Origin of the sequence: Rhizobium sp. Rhizsp82 (assembly GCF_047325115.1) — a bacterium.
In the GTDB taxonomy this organism is placed as follows: Bacteria; Pseudomonadota; Alphaproteobacteria; order Rhizobiales; family Rhizobiaceae; genus Rhizobium.
Genome location: NZ_CP168571.1, coordinates 999,718 through 1,022,024, shown reverse-complemented (window position 1 = coordinate 1,022,024; position 22,307 = coordinate 999,718). Strand labels below are relative to the sequence as shown.

The following is a 22,307-nucleotide window of genomic DNA, read 5'->3' as shown; positions in this document are numbered from 1 at the left end:
AGCGCTCCGGAATATACCCGATGTCGAAATCCAAGCTGAGGAGAGATGCCGATCTCCTCTTGCACCGAGGAACCAGAACCGAGGAGGCCTACCCGGCGAGCCGCGCCCGCAGGCCGGCCGAGGTGCAGCGGCTGATCGGCGCGATCGGCAGCCTGATGCTTGCCGATGGCACGCCGATGATGGAAAAATTCGTCGCCGGCAAGATCTTCCACCTGCTGCAGCAGCCGGGCGCGGTCTCGACCCGTCCCGCAACACCGCTGAAGCTGGTGCCGCAGCTGCAATTCGCGCTGCGCCAGATTGCTTCCAAGGGCAAGGCCTTCGCCGAGGTGGCGGCCGCCATCAACGACGTCGCCAAGAACCTCGACTGGGTCTCCAGCAAGACCGGCCCCTTCGCCAGCATGAATATCGAGACCGCGCATGCCCATGCGATCATCGCCGGTGCGTCGGGCCTCGAAGAGCGGGAAGACGTGACACTCGGCCTGACGATCATGGAGCCCTACAGCCGCTTCCCCGATCACGTGCAGTATCGCGCCCGCGTGTTCCTGGCGCTCTCCGATTGCGAATTCCTCTGCGACGACCGCGGCTGGCAGCAGGCGACGCCGGGCTCGGCCTTTTATAACGAGGCAGGTCACACCGTCGCCATGCGCTGCACTGCGCGGCCGCTCCTGGCGGCCTGGTGCCAGATGGAGCGCTGAACTCTTTCACTGTCGCAAGCCGCACCAGCAGCCGATTTTCGCTGTCCTGAGTATAGGCAACACGGTTCGACAACGCCGCAGGAAAATCAAATTCCTCAGAGCCTATGAGAACAGCATAGTTATTCTAGTAAATCTGTAGACATAAATTACTTTGCTCGACGAGATCTTTCGGAGGGCTATCATGGACATTTCAAGACGCACTTTTACGGCTGCACTCGCGGGCGCTGCCGTTACCCTGCCATTCATCAAAGCCGGTACGGCCGCCGCAGCCGACAAGGTCGTGCGCATCGGCTATCAGAAATACGGCACGCTGGTGCTCTTGAAGGGGAAGGGCAGCCTGGAAGCCAAGCTGCAGGTGATCGGCTATTCGGTCGAATGGACCGAGTTTCCCGGCGGGCCGCAGCTGCTCGAGGCGCTGAATGCCGGCGCCGTCGATTTCGGCTCCACCGGCGAGACACCGCCGATCTTCGCCCAGGCGGCCAGCGCGCCGCTGGTCTACGTGGCCCATGAACCGCCCGCGCCGCGCGGCGAAGCGATCCTCGTTGCGAAGGACAGCCCGATCAAGGCGGTTGCCGATCTGAAGGGCAAGAAGGTTGCCTTCAACAAGGGCTCCAACGTCCACTACCTGCTGGTCAAGGCGCTTGAGGAAGCGGGCCCCACCTATGCCGATATCGAGCCCTCCTTCCTCGCCCCGGCCGATGGCCGGGCGGCCTTCGAGCAGGGCGCCGTCGATGCCTGGGTGATCTGGGATCCGTTCCAGGCCGCGGCAGAAGAGGCGATCGAAGCGCGCGAGCTCAGAAACGGCGAGGGCATCGTCCCCAACCACCAATTCTATCTCGGCACCAAGACGCTGGTCGACGGCCACGCCGAAGCCGTCGATACGGTTATCGCCGCGATCGCCGAGATCGACGAATGGGCCAAGGCCGACGTTTCCGCCGCCGCGAAGGAACTCTCGCCGCTGGTCGGCATTCCCGAGCCGGTGCTCGTCAAGGCGCTGGAGCGCCAGTCCTATGGCGTGAAGAGCCTCGACGATACCGTCGTAGCCCAGCAGCAGGCGATCGCCGACACCTTCTTCGAACTGCAGCTCATCCCGAAGAAAGTCACGATCGCCGACGCCGTGCGCCGCGCCAAGGCGTGAAGGCTGCTAGTCACAGGTCACCGCGTTCCAGCCTTGGGGGACGCCCTGTTCCTCGCGGACGAACTCGAAATTCTCGAAGTCGGCGGCCATCAGGATGACGTTTCTGTCGGGTTGCCCATCGACGCCACGCAGATAGATGCGGCGGCGGGTCGGGAAGACCAGTCCTTCGAACGTCCGGTGATCATAGGAATAGTGAGCGGCGATACCGCCGCCCGCGATCTCCACCGCATAGTCCTGGCGCCGGATCAGGGCGTTGCTGTCGAAGTAGAGCACTTGTTCGGTGGAATGCGTGACGTAGGAAGCCGGGAACCGGACTTTTACGGCCCGCCAGATTTCGCCGTCCTCATGCCACGGCTCGACCTCTTCGCAGCTGACGCCATCGGTCAGCAGCGAGAAGGGCAGTGTCAGGTAGGTCCACATCGCGTATCCGGCGAAATAGACGAGCTGCGAAGCGCTCCATGGCACATTCGGCGTGAATGACTGGCGCGGATTGTCCAACCATTCGAGCGTCGCGCCTGCGGCGCTTTCGACGGCAGTCCGGAAGGGTTCGTAGATGCCGATCTGTTCTGGTGCCAGAAATGGATCGAAGGCCGTCTTCTGCAGGTGCGTATCGATTGTCACCCGCGTCGGCCTTTTCGCAAAGGCCTCCTGTCCGCGGGCCTTCAGCGCCAGACCATCCGGCGTCATCGTCGCGGTGATCTTGCGGATGCGCTGCCATCTGTCGAGGCCGCCATGGGCCTCGATGGAGGATTTGATCAAGTCGAGCATTGTCAGACCTTTCTGTATTGCAGAGGTTTGGCCTCAGGCTGCCTTCTGGCGCTGATCGGGTGCGCTGCGGCTACGCGAAGCGGCAATCGCCCGGTCGGTGAGCTCGGAGGCAATCAATGCGGCGGCGACCAGACCTGCGGCGACGAAGCCGAGATTTTGGCTGCCGACGATGTCGATGGCCGTTGCGCCGATGATGCCAGCCGCGGTGGTTCCGAGAAACACCGCAGAGTTGTTGAGGCCGAGCACGATCGGCGCAATCTGCGGCGCGATGCCGACGATGCGGTGCTGCTGCGGCACCGTGCTGCCCCAGCCACAGGCGCCCCAGAGCAGGACGGCGGGCACGGCAGTCCAGAGGCTGGCGCCGCTCCACTGCAGAAGCAGGAAGTTCACAAGCACCATACCGAGCATCGTGATCAGCACTTTCCGCGAACCGATCGCGTCGATCAGCCGCCCGGCAAGCAGGTTGGAGACCGTTCCGGCCGCGCCCCAGAGCACCAGAAGCCCGGCGAGGATCGCCGTGTCGCCACCGATCGTGCGGCCGAAGACGACCGAGAAATAGGTGTAGATGGTAAAGGCGGCGCTGAAGAACAGGAAGGTCGTGGTCAGCGCCAGACCGATCCTGGCATCGGCGAGCGGCGCCAGACGCTTGCCGAGCGAGACGGCAGGCGGCATCGGAATATGCGGCAGGAAGACAAGCACGCCGGCGCCTGCGATGGCCGCCAGTGCCGAGACGAAGACCATCGTCCAGTGCCAGTCTCCGAGACCGCCGATCAATGTGCCGATCGGAGCGCCAAGGGCGGTTGAGACGGTCATGCCAGTGGCGACGACCGAAAGCGCAAAGCCGCGCTTCTCGGGTGCCACGATCGACGCGGCCGAACCGGTTGCCGTCGGGGCGAACATGGCGGCTCCGAGACCGGCGAGTGCGCGGGTGGCAAGCGCCATTTCGAAATTGGGCGAGAGCGCCGTTGCGAGATTGGCGATGACGAAGATGCCGAGGCCGGCAAGCAGCAGCCTGTTGCGGGGCATATGTGCCGCAGCCGCCGCAATGACAGGCGCCAGCACGGCGATCGTGGCCGCATAGATCGTTGTCATCTGCCCGGCAGCGCCGATGCTGACGTTGAAGTCGCGGGCGATTTCAGGCAGCACGCCGGCAACGACGAAACTGTCGGTACCGAGCGCAAACATGCCAAGGGCAAGAACGAGAAGTCGTCTGTCCATCAAAGAATGATCCGTTTTGAAGATATGTCACGGCAAGGCAGTGGCGCCGGCGGCCAAGTGGGAGAATGGCCGCCGGAACCAGGCTGCAGTTACTTGCCCTGAATGAGCAGGCCGAGCGGCGCCAGCGGGCCGACCGGAATGAACTGGTAGGAGGCAAAGCCGCCGGTCACCAGCGGAAGGCCCTCGACTTCGGCCTTCGCCTGCTCGATGGAATCCACGTTCATCAGGAAGATGACGCCCGGGGCGTCCTGGCGAGCCCAGAACTGCTCGATCTTGCCATTGAGATAGTGCTGCAGCGTTGCCGGCACTTCCTTCGGCATGATCTCGCGGCGCTGCTCGTCGGTGACGGGCTTGATGATCGATCCGATAGCTAGAACTTTCATGATTTTTCTCCGCAGAAGGCGTTGAGTTGCGAGAGGGAAACTAGCGATCGGCGGCCTCAGTCACTATCGGCGTAAACGCCAACTTTAGCATGGTTTACGCCAGAGGTGTCTGTGCTCGGATCGGCATCGGGAGGGGCGCCTGATCTGCTGACGCTGACCAGACCGGCCGAAATTTTGTCGCACTTATTGAAGCGAACGGGGCGAGCGGTACCTTGAGCGGAGTTACTCGCTGCTCCACGGAGGGTTAGACAGTGGAAAAACGTCCTGCGCCGTCGCTCAAAACGCCTTCAGACCTGAAATCGAATGCCATAACCGACATATCGGCGGCGATGACCGCGATCCTTGCCGATGTCTTCACCCTGTATTTGAAGACCAAAAACTTTCACTGGCACATGTCCGGCCCGCATTTCCGCGACTACCATCTGATGCTTGATGAACAGGCCGAGCAGATCTTTGCGATGACCGACGATATCGCCGAACGGGTCCGCAAGATCGGCGGAACGACGCTGAAGTCGATCGGCCAGGTGTCCCGCCTGCAGCGGCTTTCGGACAATGACGCGGATTACGTGACGCCCGACGACATGCTGGCCGAGCTCAGGGACGACAACAAGCGGCTCGTCGAGATGTTCCGGGAGGTGCACAACCTGACCTCCGAGCATAATGATCACGCAACGACCAGCCTGATCGAGAACTGGATCGACGAGACCGAGAGGCGCGTCTGGTTCCTCTTCGAAACGACACGCACCCGCTAGAAAGACGGTTACCCAATTTCAAAGGCCCGGAGCTTAGCTTCCGGGCCTTTTCATCAAGCCAGAACCGACGACAGAAATTCCCGCGTCCGCTGCTCGCGCGGTGCGCCGAATATCTCCTCGGGTGCGCCTTGTTCGCAGATCCGGCCCTTGTCGAAGAAGCAGACCCGGTCCGAAACTTCCCGGGCGAAGCGCATTTCATGGGTGACAAGCAGCATGGTCAGGTCGTGCTCATGCGCCAGGCCGCGGATGACGGAGAGCACTTCGCCGACCAGCTGCGGATCGAGCGCCGAGGTCGGCTCGTCAAAGAGAAGCACCCGCGGGCGCATCGCCAGCGCCCGGGCGATCGCCACGCGCTGCTGCTGTCCGCCGGATAGCTGTGAGGGATAGAAGTCCTTCTTGTCGGTGAGACCCACCATGTCGAGCAGTTGCAGCGCCCGCGCCTCGGCTTCTGCCCGCGCGATGCCGAGCACCCGCAGGGGGGCTTCGACGATATTGCGCAGCACCGTCATATGCGGGAACAGATTGAAGCTCTGGAAGACCATGCCGACATGGTTTCGGATCTGGCGCAGATGGTTTTCCGAGGCCTTGAAAGGGCCTTTGCCGTTCGGCTCGTGATAGGAAATGTCCTGCAGTGTCAGCTTGCCGTCCTGAAACGGCTCTAGTGTCATCAGGATGCGCAGCACGGTAGATTTGCCCGACCCGGACGGGCCGATCAACGTCACCTTCTCGCCCTTCTTGACGCTGAAATTGAAGTCGTCGAGCACCGTCAGCGGGCCGAAGCGCTTGGCGACATTGGAAAATTCGATGATGGGCGGATTGTTGTTCTCGGTCATCGCAAGGGGATTCCTGCTTTCGGAAGGGCTTTCTGCAGGCGGTGGAGACCGGCCGAGCAGATCAGCGTCAGGAGGAGGAAGATCAGGCCGACGAGTGTCAGCGGCACGAGATATTCGAAGGTGCGTTCGCCGATCATGTTGGCAAGGCCCATCATTTCCATGACGGTGACGACGGAAAGGACCGGCGTTTCCTTGATCATGGCGACGAGATAATTGCCCATGGCCGGCACGATCCGTGGGATGGCCTGCGGGATGATGATGTCGCGATAGGCCTGCATGCGCGTCAGATTGAGCGCCGTCGCCGCTTCCCACTGGCCGCGGGCGACGGCCTCGATGCCGCCACGATAGACCTCGGATGTGTAGGCGGCATATTGCAGGCCAAGGGCGATGGCACCGGTGAGGAAGGCCGGAAGCACGACGCCGAAATCGGGCAGCACGTAATAGAGAAAGAAGAGCTGCACCAGAAGCGGCGTGTCGCGCAGGAATTCAACGACGAAGGCAGTCGTCCAGGAGATCGCGATCACGCGACTGCGGCGCAGCAGCGCGAAGACGAGGCCGAGAACGAGCGCGATGGCAAAGCCTGCCGCCGCTGCCTTCAACGTCACCGTCAGGCCGATCAGGATGATCGGCAGGATCGAGCTCGTATAGGTGAGCCAGGTCGTCGTATCCCATTCGTATCCATACATCATGTGAACATATCCTCACGAACGGGGCATCTGCGGGAAGGCGTGGCCGCGCCGCACGAAATGCTCGATCACCCGGATCGCCACCATCAGCACCAGCGACATGGCGAAGTAGCAGAGGAGCGTGATCGAATAGATGCTGGCGCTATCCAGTGTGATGTTGCGGATCGATTGGGCCGCGAAGGTGAGATCGGCAATCGATATCAGCGACACGAGCGACGAGAGCTTGAGCGTCTCGATCGCCAGATTGCCGAAGGCCGGCATCATCTCGACGATCGCCTGCGGCAGCGAGATGCGAAACAGCGTCTGGAAGCGGCTGAAATTCAGGGCGCGCGCAGCTTCCAGCTGCTGCACAGACACGGATGACAGCGCCCCGCGCACGATCTCGGCGCCATATCCGCCGGCATGGGCCGCCAGCACCAGGATGCCCGTGGTGATCGGATCGAAGCTCAGGCCGACGAGCGGCAGCGCGTAGTAAAACCAGAAAAGCTGAACGAAGAGCGAGGTGCCGCGGAACACTTCCGTGTAGCACAGCGCGATAGCGGAAAGGATAGGTCCTCCCTCGACGCGCAGGATGCCGAAGAGGAAAGCGAGCACCGCGCCGACGGCAATCGACGCCAGCGTGATCGTCATCGTGATGAATGCACCATGCCAGAGCATCGGCAGGTAGGCTGTCCAGTTCATACGGAAGTCTCCTGATCGTTAGGAGCGGCGCCCGACCGGTGCGATCGGGCGCCTTCTGCCGTTACTTGCCGGCGCAGAGGTCGTCGACCTTCTTGTCGGCCGCTGCAGCGATACTCTGTTCGGACAGGCCGTACTTGGTGAGGATCGCCTTGTACTCATCCGTCGTGCGGAACTTGACGAGGGCGGCGTTGAAGGCGTCGCGCAGTTCCTTGTCTTCCGGGCGGAAGGCAAAGCCACCATAGTTGCGAACCGGCGCATCCTTGACGATCGGGTCCGTGAACGGCGCGACCTGCTCGACCTGGGCCTGGCCCTTTGCGAGTGCGGCAACGGTCAGTTCGGTCGCCGCATAGGCGTCGGTGCGGCTCTGCACGGTCGGGATAGCATCGGCATTGGCCGGAATGAAGACGATCTGCTCATCCTTGACGCCGACGGCGCGCAGGAAGTCGACATTGTTGGCGCCGGAGACGACGGCCACCGTCAGCGACGGATCCTTTGCAATGTCGGCATAGGTCTTCAGGCCCTTCGGATTGCCCTTCTTGACGAGCAGGCCCTCGCCATAGGACGAGTTCGGCTCGGTGAAGGCAACCTGCTTGCAGCGTTCCGGCGAGATGTTCTGCTCGGCCGCGGCAAAATCGAAGCGCTTTGCCTTGAGGCCCGGGATCAGGGTGCCGAAAGGCGTGACCGTCCAGTTGATCTCTTCGATCCCCATGGATTTCAGCACGGCGCTGGCGACATCGGGACCGATGCCGGCAGAGGTGCCATCGGGCTGCATGTAGGAATAGGGCACTTCATTGGCGGTCGCGGCGCGGATGTAACCCTGCTGCTTGACCTCCTCGAGTGTCAGTGCGCTGGCAGACGTTACGCCCAGCAGCAGTGCAAGGGCCGAAAGGCCGGCGATTGTCTTGATTGGCATGCGAATTCTCCTCTGGTTAGGGTTTTGCTGTCCGTTTTCGGATCTCGCGTGGTTCTCTTGGGTTAGGTCTCCTCCGTGATCGTGGCGATCACGGAAAGGCAGTCGCCGGCCTTGATCAGGCCGGGTACGTGGCGAGCCGCGAGCACGCCATCCATGGCGGCGCGGTACTCGATTGGTGCAATGCCGGTTTTGCCGACGGGGTAGACACGGGCGATGACCTCGCCTGTCCTGACCGGATCGCCGAGATCGGCGGCGAAGGCGATCAGTCCCTCATCCTGCGCAAAGGTGAAGCAATCGCTCGATGGCATATCCAACCAACGAGTGGGCGCGGCATTCGGTTCACCCGAAAGGATACCGGCATGCCGCAGGAGGTTAAGGCTGCCCTTGCGGGCGATCTCGATCGACCGCGCGGTCGCCGTCCCGGCACCGCCGAGTTCGGTGGTGACGAAGACCTTGCCCATCTCCTCGACGGTCGTATCCAGCATGCCGGCCGCATCGATCTCCAGCATCTTCATCGAGAAGGGTGCGGCGAAGGCCGCGACGGCATTGAAGCAACGCGCTTCCTGATCCTTGTCCGGCAGTTCGTGGGCGGCGGCATAGGGCAGGAAATCCAGTGTCCTGCCGCCGGAGTGGAAGTCGAGCACGATATCGGCGAGCGGTATCAGATGACGCGTGACGTAGTCGGCGATCTTCTCCGTCACCGTGCCATCCGGACGGCCCGGAAAGCTGCGGTTCAGGTTTCCCCGGTCGATCGGCGAAGTCCGCGTGCCGGCACGGAAGGCAGGATAATTGAGCGCCGGAACGATGATGACGCGTCCGTTTATCTCGGCGGGATCAAGCGTCTGCGCCAGTTCGAAGAGTGCCGCCGGCCCCTCATATTCGTCGCCATGATTGGCCCCGGTCAGAAGCGCGGTCGGGCCGTCGCCGTTGGCAATGACGCAGATCGGGATCATCACCGAGCCCCAGGCGCTGTCATCGCGGCTATAGGGCAGGCGCAGATGTCCGTGCTGCACGCCCTTGCCGTCGAAATCGACGGAGGGCGTGATCGGCGAGGGACGGAGCGCGGCGCTGGTCAGCATTGCCTCACCCCTTCACGAACAGCTGGCGCGGCACATTCGACAGGCATTCGACGCCGGTCTCGGTGATCGCGATGCTTTCTGTGATCTCCAGCCCCATATCCTCGAGCCAGAGGCCGGTCATGAAATGGAAGGTCATGCCGGGCTTCAGCTCCGTCCGGTCACCGGGGCGCAGGCTCATGGTGCGCTCACCCCAATCCGGCGGATAGGAAAGCCCGATCGGGTAACCCGTGCGGTTGTCCTTGATGATCCCGTATTTCTTCAGCACGGCAAAGAAGGCGTTGGCGATGTCCTCGCAGCTGTTGCCCGGCCTGGCCGCGGCAAGGCCGGCTTCCATGCCTTCGAGCGTCGCCTTCTCGGCGTCGAGAAAGGCCTGCGTCGGCTTGCCGAGAAAGACGGTGCGCGACAGCGGGCAATGATAACGCTTGTAGGCGCCGGCGATCTCGAAGAACGTGCCCTCGCCAAGGCGCATTGGCTTGTCGTCCCAGGTGAGGTGAGGCGCGGAAGCGTCGGCGCCCGACGGCAGAAGCGGCACGATTGCCGGGTAATCGCCGCCGAACTCCGGCGTTCCCCTGATGCCCGCATCATAGATCTCGGCGACGAGATCGCATTTGCGCATGCCGGGTTCGACGACCTCGACGATGCGCTTGTGCATCAGCTCGACGATCTTGCCGGCCTTGCGCATATAGTCGAGTTCGGTCGGGCTCTTGACTGCGCGCTGCCAGTTCACGAGGCCGGCTGCGTCCTCGAAGCGGGCGTTCGGCAGGTTTTTCTGCAGCGAGGCGTAGGCTGCCGCGGAGAAATAGTAGTTGTCCATCTCGACGCCGACGGTCAGGCCGGACCATTTGCGCTCGTCGATGATCTGCGAGAGCAGATCCATCGGGTGGCGCTCGGTCGACTGCACATAGTGGTCCGGGTAGCCGATGATGTTGTCGTGGTCGAGGTAAGCGGTGCGCTTGGCGCCGTTGGCATCCTGCTTGCGGCCATACCAGATCGGCTCGCCTGATGGCGGCACCAGAACGCATTGATGCACATAGAAGGACCAGCCATCGTAGCCGGTGAGCCAGTGCATGTTGGACGGGTCGGTGACGACAAGCAGATCAATCCCGGCCTTTTCCATGGCATGACGGGTCTTGGACAGGCGCTCGGCATATTCCTCACGCGTAAAGTTCAGCGTCACGCTCACGCGGCATCTCCCATTTCTCTTTTGTTTTCGATTGTCTGACCGCTGCCTGCCGCTGTTGCGCGGCTGACGGCCAGATTGGCGATCGCAGTGTCCTGCACGCCGGTCCCGGTCAGGTCGGCAAAGGTTATGTCCCCGGCGCTGACGCGACCCTTCGCCGTACCGGCGATCACCGCACCGAGCTCCGCGAACTCTTGTTCCGGCCTAGCCGAACCTGCCTTGATGGCGTGGTGCAGTTCGCCCAGAATGCGGGTCTGCGACAGGCGGTCGGCAATGTAGGTGGCGCGGGCGAAGACATCAGGATCGATCTCGTTCTTGTATTCGGAATCCGATCCCATTGCGGTCAGATGCTGGCCGGGTTCCAGCCAATCGGCCATCAGGATGGGCTTTTCAGCCGGTGTGGTGGTGACGACGATGTCGCTGCCGCGCATCGCCTTCCGCGGATCGGAGAAGGCGGTAACGTCGATGCCGAATTGCCGCGTGCATTCGGCCGCGAGCTTTTCCGCCTTGGCGTTGTCACGTGCCCAGATGCGCGCCGATTTGATCGGGCGCACCAGCATCAGGGCCGAGAGCTGCAGCTGCGCCTGCATGCCGGCACCGAAGATCGTGGCGACCGACGCCTCTGTGCGCGACAGATGCCGGGCGGCGACCGCGCCGGCTGCGGCGGTGCGCACGTCGGTCAGATAGCCGTTGTCGAGAAGCAGGGCTTCGACCAGACCCGTCCTGGCGCTGAACAGGATCATCAGCCCGTTGAGGCTGGGCAGTCCGAGCTTCGGGTTGTCGAAGAAGCCGGGGCTCACCTTGATCGCGAAGCCATCAAAACCCGGCACATAGGCCGTCTTGACATCGACTTCACCGCGGAATTCGGGAATGTCGAGCCGCAGGATCGGCGGCATTGCCACCGGCTGCGTCGCCAGCGCCAGGAAGGCCTGCTCGATGCAGTCGACGGCCGAAATATCAAGGCTGACGACGGCGCGCAAGTCCCGTTCCGTCAGGATGCGAATGCGGCTCATGCAGCACCTCCCTCGATGATATCCCGGTGAACCCTGGCGTCGATATTGCCGCCCGAGAGGATCACGGCCGTGGGGCCGGTGAGCTCCACCTTGCCCGCGAGAATGGCGGCAATGCCGACCGCTCCGGCGCCCTCGACGATCTCGCCTTCTTCATGCGAGGCATGACGGATTCCCGCGGCGATCTCCTCCTCCGTCAGCAGCACGATCTCATCGAGCAGATCGCGGCACAGCGGGAAAGTCACACGGTTTGAAAGGCCGATGCCGCCGCCGAGTGAATCCGCCAGCGTCTCCTCTTCGCGGACTGCAACGGGCCTGCCGGCGGCAATCGATGCATACATGGCGGCGCCGCGCTCCATCGAGATGCCGATGATCCGCGCCTGCGGCTTCAGCGCATTGACCGCGACAGCGATGCCGCCTACCAAGCCGCCGCCGGAAAGGGGGATGAGAACCGTCGCGAGATCAGGCAGGTCCTCGACGATTTCGAGGCCGATCGTGCCCTGACCGGCAACGACGTCAGCATGATCGAACGGCGGGATCGGCGTCAGGCCGCGGCTTTCGACCAGCCGCTCGACCTCATCCTGCGCATCGTCCTGCGAGACGCCGACAATGCGGATTTCCGCGCCGAGCGCCCTGATAGCCTCGACCTTGTTGGCTGGTACCAGCGATGACATGCAGACCGTTGCGGGAATGCCGAGCGCCTGCGCGGCATAGGCAACGGCACGGCCGTGATTGCCGGTCGAGGCGGTGACGAGGCCGCGCTCGCGGGCTGCAGGATCGAGCGCGAGAATGGCATTCGTCGCGCCGCGCAGCTTGAAGGCGCCGATCGGCTGGCGGGTCTCGAGCTTGAGATAAACGGGTTGGTGAGCCTGCCTGGAGAGGGAAGCGGAGTGAGTGAGCGGCGTGCGCGTCACGCGTCCGCGGATGCGATCGGCAGCGTGCTCGATGTCAGCCAGGCTGACCGGCAGCGTCTCGTTTTCTGTTGATCTCGGCTCGCTCTTCATGATTGTCATGTTGAGAGCGAAGTAAAATCATGTCAATTATTATATTGTAATGATTCAATGATTGTCCTGAACCGGACATCAGCCGATGGAGCCGACGTCGTAGACGGGCGGCAGCTGTTCGAACGCCTGGCGCACTGTCGTCAGCGCTTTCCGGAGTGTCGCGTGGCTCATCCGCCCGCCGAGGCAGATCCGGATGCCGCCGCCGTGGCCGGGACCGGCGATAAACGGTTCCGATGGTGTGACTGCGACATTCTGGTTGGCAAGTGAGCGCACCAGGCCATCTTCGGTCCAGTGCTGCGGCACTTTCAGCCAGGCGCAGAGTGACAGCGGGTGGCTGGAGGCGAAATGGTCGCCGAGGATTTCGGCGGCAATGCCTTGGCGCGAGCGCGCCTCATCGCGCTGTATCGCCAGCAATTCCTGCGCCGTGCCATTCTCGACCCAGCGCGTGGCGATCTCGGCGGTCAGATAGGTGCCGCTCCAGCTGGACACCCGCAGGATAGAGGCAGCGCGGATCGAATAGGCGGGCGGGACGACGAGGTAGCCGACACGCAGGCCGGTCAACACCGTCTTGGTGAAGCTTGTGGCAAAGAAGCCGAGATCGGGCAGCAGCTCGGTGATGGACGGCAGGTCGTCCTCGATCATGGGCCTGTAGACCTCATCCTCGATGACGAAGATGCCGTAGCGCTGTGCGATCTCGGCGATTGCGCGCCGGCGCTCTGCACCGGCGACGTGGCTCGTCGGGTTGTTGAGCGTCGGAATGAGCACCAGCGCCCTGACACTGCCCACGGCGCAGGCCGCTTCCAGCGCGTCAGGCAAGATACCCTCAGCATCTGTCGGCACTCCCTTCAGGCTGAAGCCGAGGATATTGGAGAGCCCGATGATGCCGTGATCGGTGAGGTTTTCGCACAGCACGACATCGCCGGAGCGGATGATGCAGCTCAGGGCGAGGAAGATGCTGTGCGCTGCTCCGTTGGTGACGAGAATGCGCTCGGCGCCAGCCGTCACACCGATCGGCTGCAGCCAGAGCCGCGCCGCCTCGCGATGACGGTCGAGCCCGGCGATCGGCCGGCAAGGCCGCATGAAGCTCGCAATATCGCTCTCGGCAAGCTCGCGGAAAATCTCGCGGGAAGCATCCTCATGCGCATCGAGATAGACGGCGCGGATGATCGAGAGGTCGAGTACCTCGTTCTGGCTGTGGTCGAGCATCATCCGGCCCGCGCGGTCCGTTACGCGCGCCTTGACGAAGGTGCCGCGGCCGATCTCGCCGCTCAGATAGCCGAGCCTTTCCGCTTCCTTGTAGGAGAGGCTGACGGTCTGGACCGACAGGCCGAGTTCCCGCGCCAGGTCGCGATGCGTCGGCATCCTGTCCATCGGCTTCAGGATGCCGGAATCGATATCGGCAATGATCCGCTCGGTCAAAGCCGCATGCTTCGTCTCGCCTTTCTGTTTCGCTACGCTCGGCCGCCAGACGACCGGCTTTGTCGCGGGAGTCGGATCTGTGGCGAAGGGATTGGCTTGGCGGCGCATGAATTGTCTCGTTTTGAAGGCGATAATTTCATGACATTATGCACGCTTCGAGCAAAAAGATGAAGCGCCCCGCGCTGCCGATCGCGATCAGCCCGCAAAAACCACTCAAAGCGTTACGCCGCCGCTATCTTTTTGGCTCTCAGATCCCGGAGCCGTCGAGATTCTGTTCGTCCTCGCCTTCCCAGGGTGTGGGCATTGCGGCGCGGCTCACGTCCACCGTTGGAAGCGGCATCCAACACTTCAGTTCCGGTTCGGCATATTCGATGATCTGCCCCGGCGAGGAATCCGATGCCCGCCAGCCCTCGGCGCCAAACCGGTCGCCATTCGACCAATAGGCAAGATCGACCTCGGCAGGCCCCTGTTCGACCGCGCGGATCGTCACCAGGATCCGGCTGCCGTCTCTCGGTGCGCTTGCCATGTGGCGCCAACGGTCTGGTTCGGCCATTTTCTTCCTCCCATGTTGATCTTCGTCAGTCTCACACCTCGAAGAGCGCTCGCTCATCAGCAAACTTCCGGGCGATGAAATCGCAGACCGCTCGTATTGGCGTCTCCTTGCGATCCTGGCGCCGAGTGAGCAGTCAGATCTCGCGCGGCGGCGGAACCGGCTCGAGCCGGCAGAGCCTGAGGGAGCGCTCGGCGCGTCCGATATAGTGGGGCAGAAGCGCCAATCCGGCGCCCGATCTGGCGGCGGTTGCCTGCGCGACCTGATTGTTGGCGCGAAACACCAGCCGTTCATTCGGGAACTCCCGGGCAAGCCATGCGGCTTCCGGGAGGTAGGAATTCGTCTCGTCAAACCCGATGAATTTCGGCGCAGCACCTTCCTCCACCTCTTGGCAGATGGCCGGCGTGCCGTAGAAGCCGAACGCCATCGGCAGCAGCAGCTTTGCCATCAGGTCTCCATCCTGAGGCCGGCCGAGACGAATGGCAATGTCTGTTTCATGACGCTCGAGGCTCACCGAGCGAAGATCGGTAGCGAGATCGATGTCCAGCCCCGGAAACTGAAGCGGGATTTCGGCAAGGCGCTCCGCGAGGAAACCCTGCGCAAGCGCCGGAGGGGCATTGATGCGAACCAGCCCCCGGGGGGCGCCATCAGTGCCGCCGCGTACCAGCGTCTGAACTGCCGTCTCCATGTCGCTGGCAACCGCGAGCGCCTGCGTGCCCGCTGCTGTCAGGACGTAACCGTCCGGCCGTCTCTCGACCAGCTTCTCGCCGAGCGTCGCCTCGAGCGAGCGGATCCGCCGCGCGATGGTCGCGTGATTGACCGACAGGGTGCGCGCCGCCGCCGAGAGGCTGCGATGCCGCCCGAGCGCCAGGAAGACGCGGATGTCCTGCCAGTCAGGCTCTGTGCGTTTTTTCTCAGCCACTGAGAATCAATAGCCAATTTCACACAAGAAGTCACCAGCCTACCTCTGGTGGGCAAGACAATCAGCCCGCCGGCTGACTGCAGTCAGCGGCCGACAAGGAAGGAAATCATCATGAGCAGCGAACAGAAAGTCGTCATCGTCACCGGCGCCTCGCAGGGCCTGGGTGCCGGTATCGTCAAGGCCTATCGCGAGGCCGGCTATGCCGTCGTCGCCAATTCCCGCAATATCAAGCAATCCGCCGACACCGGCATCGTCGCGGTACCCGGTGATATCGGCGAGCGCGCCGTCGCGCAGACAGTCGTCGATGCCGCCATCGAGCGCTTTGGCCGCATCGATACGCTGATCAACAATGCCGGCGTCTTCATCGGCAAGCCCTTCGTCGACTATACGACGGACGAGCTCGCCAATGTGCTGAAGGTCAATATCGAGGGCTTCTTCCATATCACGCAGCTGGCGCTGCCCCATCTGGAAAAGCATCGCGACGGGCATATCGTTCAGATCACCACCACGCTTGTTCATCAGGCTCTTAGCGATGTGCCATCGGGTCTCGCCCTGCTGACAAAGGGCGGCCTTGATGCTGTCACCCGCGGTTTGGCGATCGAATATGCAAAGCGTGGCGTGCGGGTGAATGCCGTGGCACCCGGCATCATCAAGACGCCGATGCATCCCGCCGAAACCCACGAATTCCTCAAGGGCCTGCATCCGGTCGGCCGCATGGGCGAGATCGTCGATGTCGTCGATGCCGTCCTCTATCTCGAGCGCGCCCGCTTCCTGACCGGCGAAACCATCAATGTCGATGGCGGCCAGCACGCCGGACGCTGGTAACTCACGCTTGCCCGCGTTCTGCGCGGGCAGCTCTCCACGTTCATCAACCGCCGCGTCGGATCAGACGACCGGCATAGCGAAGGTAAGAACCATGCCTTATGTGAATATCAAGGTGACGCGTGAAGGAACGGCGCCAGGCGCGCAGGCTACGACGCCGGAGCAGAAGAAGGCGCTGATCAAGGGCGTCAGCGATCTGCTTTTCGAAGTGATGGGCAAGCCGCATGCGTCGACATTTGTCGTCATCGACGAGGTCGAATTGGAAAACTGGGGCGTCGGCGGGGTGACCACTCCGGAATTTCGCCGGAAGCAGGCTGAACAAGACGCCAAATCCGAATAGGGTTGCCGGCGGGCGCCACAGAAAAGGAAGTCGTGACCATGGAATCCCGGAAAGACAGCCGCATCACCGATCTCTTCGGCATCGATCTCCCCATCATCCAGGCGCCGATGGCGGGAGCCACGACGCCGGAGATGGTGATCGCGACGAGCGAGGCCGGTGGTCTGGGCTCGCTGCCCGGGGCGATGCTGACGGTCGAACAGATGCGAAGCGCGCTGGACCAGATCCGCGCCGCGACGCGAAAGCCTGTCAACGTGAACTTCTTCGCCCATGCCGCTCCTGAGCCAGATCCGTCCGCGCAGATGCTGTGGCGGGCGGCGCTGTCTGCCTACTACGTCGAGCTCGGTCTCGATCCGGCCGATGCTGTTCCATCGTCCAATCGCGCGCCGTTCGACGCGGCTTTCTGCGAGATCGTCGAGGAGTATCGTCCCGAGGTCGTCAGCTTCCATTTCGGCCTTCCGGGCGACGCGCTGCTTGCAAGGGTGAGGGCGACGAATGCCAGGATCATCGCTTCTGCCACCACGGTAGCCGAGGCGCGCTGGCTCGAAGAGCGGGGCGTCGATGCCGTCATCGCCATGGGATACGAGGCGGGTGGTCATCGCGGCAACTTCCTGAGCATGGATATGGCAACCCAGGTCGGCACTTTCGCGCTCGTTCCGCAGATCGCCGATGCCGTCTCGGTGCCGGTCATCGCTGCCGGCGGAATTGCCGATCAGCGCGGTGTGCGCGCCGCCTTCGAACTCGGCGCATCCGCGGTCCAGGTGGGCACGGCCTATCTGCTGACGCCGGAAGCAAAAGTTACGGAGTTTCACCGCCAGGCGCTACGCGCCGGGGGCGCAGACAAGACGGCGCTGACCAATGTCTTCACGGGGCGGCCGGCCCGCGGCTTCATGAACCGGCTGATGCGCGAGATCGGTCCGCTCTCTGATATCGCTCCGGCGTTCCCGACAGCCGGTGGCGCCCTGATCCCGCTGCGCACGGCCGCCGAAAAGACGGGCAGCTCCGATTTCTCGAGCATGTGGTCCGGGCAGGCCGCGGGGTTGGCAAAGGAGAGATCCGCTGCCGAACTCACCCGCTATCTTGCGGCGGCGATCAAGGAGTAGGGCAGCCCGCTCCCTAGTGCTCCGAACTCAACGCATGCTTGACGCGCAGGATCGTCAGGCAGACCGTGCCGATGACGATCGGGATCGAGACGAGCATCACCAAGGGATCGATGTGATATCCCGCATGGTCTGCGGTTTCGAACACGACCTTCAGCAGGCTGAGCAGGTAATAGCTGATCGCGATGATCGAGAAGCCCTCGACGGCGCGCTGGATCTTCACCTGTGTCGCCGCCCGTTCGGCCATGGCCTGGATCTGCACGGCGTTCTGGTGCTCGATCTCCACCTGAATGCGCGTCTGCAGAAGGTCGATCAGGTGGGTGGTCGCCTGTGACAGCTGTTCCAGCCGCAGTGCCGTCGCCTGGCAGGTGCGGACGGCGGGCTTGAAGCGGCGCGCCACGAAGGTGCCGTAGCGCTGGAAGCCGGGCACATGGGTTTCGCGCAGCAGCGCGATGCGTTCCTCGACAATGGTCGTGTAGGCGCCGGTGGCGCTGAACCTGTTGCGGGTCTCGGCGGCTGCCGAGATGATTTGCGAGGAGAGCACCGTGATGTCGGCCAGCAGTTCCTTGTGCTCGTCTGCCGGGATCAGCAGATTGCGGTTCGTCAGCTCGATCAGCTTCCGGTCATAGGCGCCGATCATCGGGGCCAGACGATGAGCGACCGGCAGGCCGAGCAGGGCCATCGCCCGGTAGGTCTCGATCTCAAAGATGCGCCGCACCATCCGCCCAAGCCGATGGGCGTTCAGATCCCTGTTGAAGAGCAGGATCCGGCTGGAACCATCCTGCCGCACCTTGAAATCGGAGCAGACAAGGGCGGAGCCGCCACCGATGAAGGAGGCCGCGGTGTCGCCGAAACCGAACCTTGCGAGATGCGGCGGGAGGTCCTCGGCGGTTTCGTCGACGACCAGGATTGCTACTCGGCAGATCTGTTTTGGCGATGCGATGCCGGTCAGTTCCACCACTTCGCTATCCGATAGTTCGGAGGACGGCCATTCCGCTGCGTCGGCAGAGAGTTTTCGAAGCCGTGTCACCGTTACGAATTCAGTGTGGCGCTCGACGCGGACCGCGACATCCGCTTCATTCGACAGGGTGTCGTGAAATCCCATATGGCTCGCCGCGCTGCCTTCGCCCGGCATGATGGCGACGTGTTCGACGAAAGCCGGGCCATCGAAATAGATCGACGGCCGCGCATGTAGTTCTGCATTGAAATCCGACGACGATCCCATCTCTGCTCCATCCCCAAGGTGGGAGGACGCTACAAAGGGAGATTTGAGAAGAAAAGCGGTAACCGCGGCTCGAATTAGGTTTGCCGCATAAATATCGATTTAACTCAAGGACGAGACGGCGGAGCGCCGAATCCGCGCTATTCGAACAGATCCGGATGGTCCGCTTCGATCTGCGGCAGGTCGGAAAGAATGCCGTTCAGATGCGCGCGCATCGCCGCATCCGCGGCATCGGAGTTGCGCGTATCGATCGCCGCGATGATCGCCTCGTGCTCGGCGATCAGCCGCAGCATGGAATCCGGGTGGCGGAGCTGCAGGTTGCAGACGCGGTCCATGTGCGCCTTGATATCGGAGATGGCGTTCCAGGCGAGGCTGCAGCCGGCGCCCTCGGCGATCGCGATGTGAAACTGTTCGTCCTCGCGGCGGAAGGCGTTGTGGTCCTCCGCCTCCATGGCGGCGCGCTGGCGCGTGAGGATCGTGTCGATCCGCCGCCGCGTCCAGGTGTCGAAGCTTTCGCTGGCGCGGCGGGCTACGGCGGTCTCGAGTGCCTCGCGCACGAAACGCGCTTCCATCATCTGCCGCGCTGAGATGCGGACGACAACAGTTCCGCGATTGGGGCGGATGTCGACGAGCTTGGATTTCCCGAGCGCGATCAGCGCTTCGCGCACCGGCTGGCGCGATACGCCCATGCGGGTGGCGATGTCCTGTTCCGAAAGCCGCATGCCGGGGGCAAGTTCCAGCTGGATGATCAGCTCGCGCAGATCCCGCTCGACCTGTGCCGCGGCGGTTTCGCCGGTCTCAACCTTTAAAGTTTCGAGGTGCATATCTCGTGCCGCCGTCATGCGTTGACATCCATTTAAAACCACCATACAGTACCATACAATTCAAACGCAACATAAATCCGGCAGTGCAAAAGCCGGGCAAATAGGGAGGGGCCGGCAGTTTGCGTCCGGCCTTGAGGAAGCATTGTTGTCTAAAATGTCGAACTTCATCACGCCCGATTCCAGTGATCCGCGTCTGCACATTAAATCCCGCTATCAGATGCTTGTCGATGGCAAGTCTGTCGACGCATCGTCGGGCAAGACGATCGATCGCGTCAGCCCCGGGCATGCGGGTGTCGTGGTCGGCACATGGCCGGATGCTTCGGCGGATGACGTGAGACAGGCGATCGCGGCTGCACGCCGCGCCTTCGATACCGGCCCCTGGCCGCGGATGTCGGGCGCCGAGCGCTCCCGGCTGATGTTCAAGGTCGCCGATCTCATCCTGCAGAAGCAGGAAGAGCTGGCATTGGTCGAAAGCCTGGAGGTCGGCAAGCCGATCGCGCAGGCCCGTGGCGAAATCGGCTTCTGCGCCGATCTCTGGTCTTATGCCGCGGGTCAGGCTCGTGCGCTCGAAGGGCAGTCCCACAATAATATCGGCGATGACCGCCTCGGCCTCGTGCTTCGCGAACCGGTCGGCGTCGTCGGCATCATCACGCCGTGGAATTTCCCCTTCATCATCGCCTCCGAGCGCGTTCCCTGGGCGATCGGTGCCGGTTGCACCGTCGTCCTGAAGCCCTCGGAATTCACCTCGGGCACCTCGATCCGCATGGCGGAGCTGGCCCGCGAAGCCGGTATTCCCGACGGCGTCTTCAACGTCGTCACCGGCTACGGCGATCCGGCCGGGCAGGTGCTCGCCGAAAATCCCGGCACCGATATGGTCGCATTCACCGGCTCGGTGCGCGTCGGCACCAAGCTCGGCGAGATCGCAGCGCGCAGCGTCAAGCGTGTCGGCCTGGAGCTTGGCGGCAAGGGTCCGCAGATCGTCTTTGCCGATGCCGATCTGGACGCCGCCGCCGATGGCATCGCCTATGGCGTCTATCACAATGCCGGGCAGTGCTGCATTTCCGGCAGCCGTCTTCTCGTCCAGGAAGGCATTCGCGATGCGCTGATGGAGCGGCTGCTCGATATCTCGCGCAAGGTCACCTTCGGCGATCCGCTGAACGAGCGCACCAAGATCGGTGCAATGATCTCGGAGGCCCACGCCGCCAAGGTCCACTCCTATGTCGAAGCGGGCGTCAGAGAAGGCGCCGAACTGCTGCTCGGCGGCGCGCGGGCAGGCGAGGGGGCCGGTCTCTATTATGCGCCCACGGTCTTTGCAGGCGTCACGCCCGAAATGTCGATCGCCCGCGAAGAAATCTTCGGGCCTGTGCTCTCGACGCTGACCTTCAAGACCGCGGACGAGGCCGTGGCGATGGCGAATGCCAGCGATTACGGGCTCTCGGCCTCCGTCTGGACCAAGGATCTCGAAACCGCGCTGCAGAGCATCCGCCGCATCAGGGCCGGACGCTGCTGGATCAACAGCGTCATCGACGGCACGCCGGAACTTCCGATCGGCGGATACAAGAAAAGCGGCCTCGGCCGCGAGCTCGGCCGCTACGGCTTCGACGAATATTCGCAGTTCAAGGGCATCCACGTGACGCTCGGGCGTCCGGCGCCCTGGTTCGCCTGACGATTAAGCAGGTCCTTTCGCCAAGGCAGGAGAGCGGAAGGGCTTGATGGGGGAAATCTCGGCTGGCGCGATCTTTGGTCGGAGCTCGCCAGCCGAGAATTGGGTCTTTCGACCCGTATTGCACATCCAAAGGGAGGATACGCAAATGAAACTGACCAATCTTAAAGCCGCGGTGCTTGCCGCGGGCTTTGCCGCCATGGCCTCGTCGACGGCGCTTGCCGCAGACGTCAAGGCGACGATGATCATCTATCTTGATCCGAGTGTGCAGTTCTTTAACCCCGTGGTGAAGGGCGCACAAGATGCAGCGGCACAGTTCGGCGTCGATCTCGACGTGCAATATGCCAACAACGATCCGGTTCGCCAGAACGACCTGATCGAGAGCGCAACGGCAAGCGGCGTCGACGGCATCGCCGTGGCGATCTCCTCTTCGGATGCGTTCGACAGCAGCATCTGCGCGGCCGTCAAGGCTGGCATCATCGTCATCGGCTTCAACAATGACGACCTCGAAGGCGCCAAGGGCAATTGCCGCCAGGCCTATGTCGGCATGGATGAGTTCGCATCGGGCTATGAACTCGGAAATCGCATGATCAAGGAGTTCGGCCTGAAGTCCGGCGACGTCGTCTTCAATCCGCGCGAAATTCCCGAGGCGAGCTTCGCGGTCGCCCGCGGCGGCGGTATCGAAAAGTCGATGAAGGAAGCCGGCATCAAGGTCGAGACCGTACGCGCCGGCCTGGACCCGGCCGAGGCGCAGAACATCATCGCCCAGTTCCTGGTCGCCAATCCTAACGTCAAGGCGCTGTTCGGCACCGGCTCGGTTACCTCGACCGTCGGGGCAGGCGCAATCAAGGATGCCGGCGCCAAGATCCCGTTCGGCGGTTTCGACCTGGCGGTCGAGATCGTCAACGCGGTCGAATCGGGTGCGATGTTCGCCACCATGGACCAGCAGCCTTACCTGCAGGGTTACTATCCGATCGCCCAGATCGCGCTCGCCAAGAAATACGGCCTGACGCCGACCGACGTCGACACCGGCCAGGGCGCCTTCCTAGACAAGTCGCGCATCAGCTCGGTCAAACCGCTGATCGGCAGCTACCGCTAAGCGACAGAC

The 22,307-nt window shown here is 62.9% G+C and carries 24 protein-coding genes; 8 read left to right on the top strand and 16 right to left on the bottom strand.

The window, feature by feature from the left end; genetic code table 11:
* Nucleotides 1-20 precede the first annotated feature (20 nt).
* Nucleotides 21-695, top strand: a complete 675-nt coding sequence (locus ACEN84_RS28890) for a dimethylsulfonioproprionate lyase family protein (protein ID WP_130281039.1) — start codon at nt 21-23, stop codon at nt 693-695.
* A gap of 181 nt (nt 696-876) precedes the next feature.
* Nucleotides 877-1,833: a sulfonate ABC transporter substrate-binding protein gene (locus tag ACEN84_RS28885; protein WP_413711463.1), complete on the top strand. Its 957-nt coding sequence runs from the start codon at nt 877-879 to the stop codon at nt 1,831-1,833.
* Between the two features lie 6 nt (nt 1,834-1,839).
* On the opposite strand, the gene ACEN84_RS28880 is transcribed toward ACEN84_RS28885, so the two are convergent.
* The 3 genes from ACEN84_RS28880 to ACEN84_RS28870 form a co-directional block, all read right to left on the bottom strand.
* The gene (locus ACEN84_RS28880) at nt 1,840-2,601 is read right to left on the bottom strand and encodes a hypothetical protein (protein ID WP_413711462.1); all 762 of its coding nucleotides are present in this window, start codon (nt 2,599-2,601) and stop codon (nt 1,840-1,842) included.
* A gap of 33 nt (nt 2,602-2,634) precedes the next feature.
* Nucleotides 2,635-3,819, bottom strand: coding sequence for an MFS transporter (locus ACEN84_RS28875; RefSeq protein WP_130281046.1), 1,185 nt, complete (start codon nt 3,817-3,819; stop codon nt 2,635-2,637).
* 89 nt (nt 3,820-3,908) lie between these two features.
* Nucleotides 3,909-4,202: a hypothetical protein gene (locus ACEN84_RS28870; RefSeq protein WP_199625238.1), complete on the bottom strand. Its 294-nt coding sequence runs from the start codon at nt 4,200-4,202 to the stop codon at nt 3,909-3,911.
* Between the two features lie 251 nt (nt 4,203-4,453).
* Between ACEN84_RS28870 and ACEN84_RS28865 the strand changes: the two genes are divergently transcribed.
* A complete protein-coding gene (locus ACEN84_RS28865; RefSeq protein WP_246777637.1) occupies nt 4,454-4,954 on the top strand; it encodes a Dps family protein in 501 nt (166 codons plus the stop codon).
* 53 nt (nt 4,955-5,007) lie between these two features.
* On the opposite strand, the gene ehuA is transcribed toward ACEN84_RS28865, so the two are convergent.
* The 11 genes from ehuA to ACEN84_RS28810 all read right to left on the bottom strand — a co-directional run bounded on the left by ehuA (nt 5,008) and on the right by ACEN84_RS28810 (nt 15,231).
* A complete protein-coding gene (ehuA, locus tag ACEN84_RS28860) occupies nt 5,008-5,787 on the bottom strand; it encodes an ectoine/hydroxyectoine ABC transporter ATP-binding protein EhuA (protein ID WP_413711461.1) in 780 nt (259 codons plus the stop codon).
* Nucleotides 5,784-6,476: an ectoine/hydroxyectoine ABC transporter permease subunit EhuD gene (gene ehuD, locus ACEN84_RS28855; RefSeq protein ID WP_199625236.1), complete on the bottom strand. Its 693-nt coding sequence runs from the start codon at nt 6,474-6,476 to the stop codon at nt 5,784-5,786. Before ehuD ends, ehuA begins: the two co-directional genes overlap by 4 nt.
* Before the next feature lie 12 nt (nt 6,477-6,488).
* Nucleotides 6,489-7,154, bottom strand: a complete 666-nt coding sequence (ehuC, locus tag ACEN84_RS28850; protein ID WP_413711460.1) for an ectoine/hydroxyectoine ABC transporter permease subunit EhuC — start codon at nt 7,152-7,154, stop codon at nt 6,489-6,491.
* 61 nt (nt 7,155-7,215) lie between these two features.
* Complete coding sequence (ehuB, locus tag ACEN84_RS28845) at nt 7,216-8,067, bottom strand: ectoine/hydroxyectoine ABC transporter substrate-binding protein EhuB (RefSeq protein WP_413711459.1); 852 nt, start codon at nt 8,065-8,067, stop codon at nt 7,216-7,218.
* 62 nt (nt 8,068-8,129) lie between these two features.
* A complete protein-coding gene (gene doeB / locus ACEN84_RS28840) occupies nt 8,130-9,143 on the bottom strand; it encodes a N(2)-acetyl-L-2,4-diaminobutanoate deacetylase DoeB (RefSeq protein ID WP_413712513.1) in 1,014 nt (337 codons plus the stop codon).
* A 7-nt stretch (nt 9,144-9,150) separates the two neighbouring features.
* Nucleotides 9,151-10,329 carry an ectoine hydrolase DoeA gene (gene doeA, locus ACEN84_RS28835; protein ID WP_413711458.1) on the bottom strand — a complete coding sequence of 393 codons (1,179 nt, stop codon included), beginning with the start codon at nt 10,327-10,329 and terminating at the stop codon, nt 9,151-9,153.
* Nucleotides 10,326-11,339: an ectoine utilization protein EutC gene (gene eutC, locus ACEN84_RS28830; protein WP_413711457.1), complete on the bottom strand. Its 1,014-nt coding sequence runs from the start codon at nt 11,337-11,339 to the stop codon at nt 10,326-10,328. Before eutC ends, doeA begins: the two co-directional genes overlap by 4 nt.
* Nucleotides 11,336-12,349 (bottom strand): hydroxyectoine utilization dehydratase EutB, encoded by a 1,014-nt coding sequence (gene eutB / locus ACEN84_RS28825; protein WP_413711456.1) that lies wholly within the window; start codon nt 12,347-12,349, stop codon nt 11,336-11,338. The genes eutC and eutB overlap by 4 nt, the downstream gene beginning before the upstream one ends.
* A 69-nt stretch (nt 12,350-12,418) precedes the next feature.
* The gene (locus ACEN84_RS28820) at nt 12,419-13,867 is read right to left on the bottom strand and encodes a PLP-dependent aminotransferase family protein (protein ID WP_413711455.1); all 1,449 of its coding nucleotides are present in this window, start codon (nt 13,865-13,867) and stop codon (nt 12,419-12,421) included.
* Between the two features lie 139 nt (nt 13,868-14,006).
* Nucleotides 14,007-14,312, bottom strand: a complete 306-nt coding sequence (locus ACEN84_RS28815; protein ID WP_112717736.1) for a hypothetical protein — start codon at nt 14,310-14,312, stop codon at nt 14,007-14,009.
* Between the two features lie 133 nt (nt 14,313-14,445).
* Nucleotides 14,446-15,231 carry a LysR family transcriptional regulator gene (locus ACEN84_RS28810; RefSeq protein ID WP_413711454.1) on the bottom strand — a complete coding sequence of 262 codons (786 nt, stop codon included), beginning with the start codon at nt 15,229-15,231 and terminating at the stop codon, nt 14,446-14,448.
* A gap of 111 nt (nt 15,232-15,342) precedes the next feature.
* On the opposite strand from ACEN84_RS28810, the gene ACEN84_RS28805 reads away from it, so the two are divergent.
* The 3 genes from ACEN84_RS28805 (at nt 15,343) to ACEN84_RS28795 (ending at nt 17,493) form a co-directional block, all read left to right on the top strand.
* Complete coding sequence (locus ACEN84_RS28805) at nt 15,343-16,056, top strand: SDR family NAD(P)-dependent oxidoreductase (RefSeq protein ID WP_413711453.1); 714 nt, start codon at nt 15,343-15,345, stop codon at nt 16,054-16,056.
* A 91-nt stretch (nt 16,057-16,147) separates the two neighbouring features.
* Nucleotides 16,148-16,393 (top strand): tautomerase family protein, encoded by a 246-nt coding sequence (locus ACEN84_RS28800; RefSeq protein ID WP_112717742.1) that lies wholly within the window; start codon nt 16,148-16,150, stop codon nt 16,391-16,393.
* 38 nt (nt 16,394-16,431) lie between these two features.
* Entirely contained in the window at nt 16,432-17,493 is a 1,062-nt protein-coding gene (locus tag ACEN84_RS28795) for an NAD(P)H-dependent flavin oxidoreductase (RefSeq protein ID WP_203430908.1), read from the top strand.
* 13 nt (nt 17,494-17,506) lie between these two features.
* On the opposite strand, the gene ACEN84_RS28790 is transcribed toward ACEN84_RS28795, so the two are convergent.
* Complete coding sequence (locus tag ACEN84_RS28790; protein ID WP_413711452.1) at nt 17,507-18,715, bottom strand: DUF3422 domain-containing protein; 1,209 nt, start codon at nt 18,713-18,715, stop codon at nt 17,507-17,509.
* A 137-nt stretch (nt 18,716-18,852) separates the two neighbouring features.
* Nucleotides 18,853-19,554: a GntR family transcriptional regulator gene (locus ACEN84_RS28785; protein WP_413711451.1), complete on the bottom strand. Its 702-nt coding sequence runs from the start codon at nt 19,552-19,554 to the stop codon at nt 18,853-18,855.
* A gap of 136 nt (nt 19,555-19,690) precedes the next feature.
* Here ACEN84_RS28785 and ACEN84_RS28780 point away from each other — a divergent pair, with 136 nt between their 5' ends.
* Together ACEN84_RS28780 and ACEN84_RS28775 are read left to right on the top strand one after the other, a co-directional pair.
* Entirely contained in the window at nt 19,691-21,202 is a 1,512-nt protein-coding gene (locus ACEN84_RS28780; RefSeq protein ID WP_413712512.1) for an aldehyde dehydrogenase family protein, read from the top strand.
* Between the two features lie 145 nt (nt 21,203-21,347).
* Nucleotides 21,348-22,298 carry a substrate-binding domain-containing protein gene (locus tag ACEN84_RS28775; protein WP_112717750.1) on the top strand — a complete coding sequence of 317 codons (951 nt, stop codon included), beginning with the start codon at nt 21,348-21,350 and terminating at the stop codon, nt 22,296-22,298.
* Nucleotides 22,299-22,307: the final 9 nt, after the last annotated feature.

What these genes read in the sequence shown, in the direction of transcription:
- ACEN84_RS28890 (WP_130281039.1), top strand. Translation starts at nt 21, where the DNA reads ATGTCGAAATCCAAGCTGAGGAGAGATGCCGATCTCCTCTTGCACCGA.
- ACEN84_RS28885 (WP_413711463.1), top strand. Translation starts at nt 877, where the DNA reads ATGGACATTTCAAGACGCACTTTTACGGCTGCACTCGCGGGCGCTGCC.
- ACEN84_RS28880 (WP_413711462.1), bottom strand. Translation starts at nt 2,601, where the DNA reads ATGCTCGACTTGATCAAATCCTCCATCGAGGCCCATGGCGGCCTCGAC.
- ACEN84_RS28875 (WP_130281046.1), bottom strand. Translation starts at nt 3,819, where the DNA reads ATGGACAGACGACTTCTCGTTCTTGCCCTTGGCATGTTTGCGCTCGGT.
- ACEN84_RS28870 (WP_199625238.1), bottom strand. Translation starts at nt 4,202, where the DNA reads ATGAAAGTTCTAGCTATCGGATCGATCATCAAGCCCGTCACCGACGAG.
- ehuA (WP_413711461.1), bottom strand. Translation starts at nt 5,787, where the DNA reads ATGACCGAGAACAACAATCCGCCCATCATCGAATTTTCCAATGTCGCC.
- ehuD (WP_199625236.1), bottom strand. Translation starts at nt 6,476, where the DNA reads ATGATGTATGGATACGAATGGGATACGACGACCTGGCTCACCTATACG.
- ehuC (WP_413711460.1), bottom strand. Translation starts at nt 7,154, where the DNA reads ATGAACTGGACAGCCTACCTGCCGATGCTCTGGCATGGTGCATTCATC.
- ehuB (WP_413711459.1), bottom strand. Translation starts at nt 8,067, where the DNA reads ATGCCAATCAAGACAATCGCCGGCCTTTCGGCCCTTGCACTGCTGCTG.
- eutC (WP_413711457.1), bottom strand. Translation starts at nt 11,339, where the DNA reads ATGAGCCGCATTCGCATCCTGACGGAACGGGACTTGCGCGCCGTCGTC.
- eutB (WP_413711456.1), bottom strand. Translation starts at nt 12,349, where the DNA reads ATGACAATCATGAAGAGCGAGCCGAGATCAACAGAAAACGAGACGCTG.
- ACEN84_RS28820 (WP_413711455.1), bottom strand. Translation starts at nt 13,867, where the DNA reads ATGCGCCGCCAAGCCAATCCCTTCGCCACAGATCCGACTCCCGCGACA.
- ACEN84_RS28815 (WP_112717736.1), bottom strand. Translation starts at nt 14,312, where the DNA reads ATGGCCGAACCAGACCGTTGGCGCCACATGGCAAGCGCACCGAGAGAC.
- ACEN84_RS28805 (WP_413711453.1), top strand. Translation starts at nt 15,343, where the DNA reads ATGAGCAGCGAACAGAAAGTCGTCATCGTCACCGGCGCCTCGCAGGGC.
- ACEN84_RS28800 (WP_112717742.1), top strand. Translation starts at nt 16,148, where the DNA reads ATGCCTTATGTGAATATCAAGGTGACGCGTGAAGGAACGGCGCCAGGC.
- ACEN84_RS28795 (WP_203430908.1), top strand. Translation starts at nt 16,432, where the DNA reads ATGGAATCCCGGAAAGACAGCCGCATCACCGATCTCTTCGGCATCGAT.
- ACEN84_RS28790 (WP_413711452.1), bottom strand. Translation starts at nt 18,715, where the DNA reads ATGGGATCGTCGTCGGATTTCAATGCAGAACTACATGCGCGGCCGTCG.
- ACEN84_RS28785 (WP_413711451.1), bottom strand. Translation starts at nt 19,554, where the DNA reads ATGACGGCGGCACGAGATATGCACCTCGAAACTTTAAAGGTTGAGACC.
- ACEN84_RS28780 (WP_413712512.1), top strand. Translation starts at nt 19,691, where the DNA reads ATGTCGAACTTCATCACGCCCGATTCCAGTGATCCGCGTCTGCACATT.
- ACEN84_RS28775 (WP_112717750.1), top strand. Translation starts at nt 21,348, where the DNA reads ATGAAACTGACCAATCTTAAAGCCGCGGTGCTTGCCGCGGGCTTTGCC.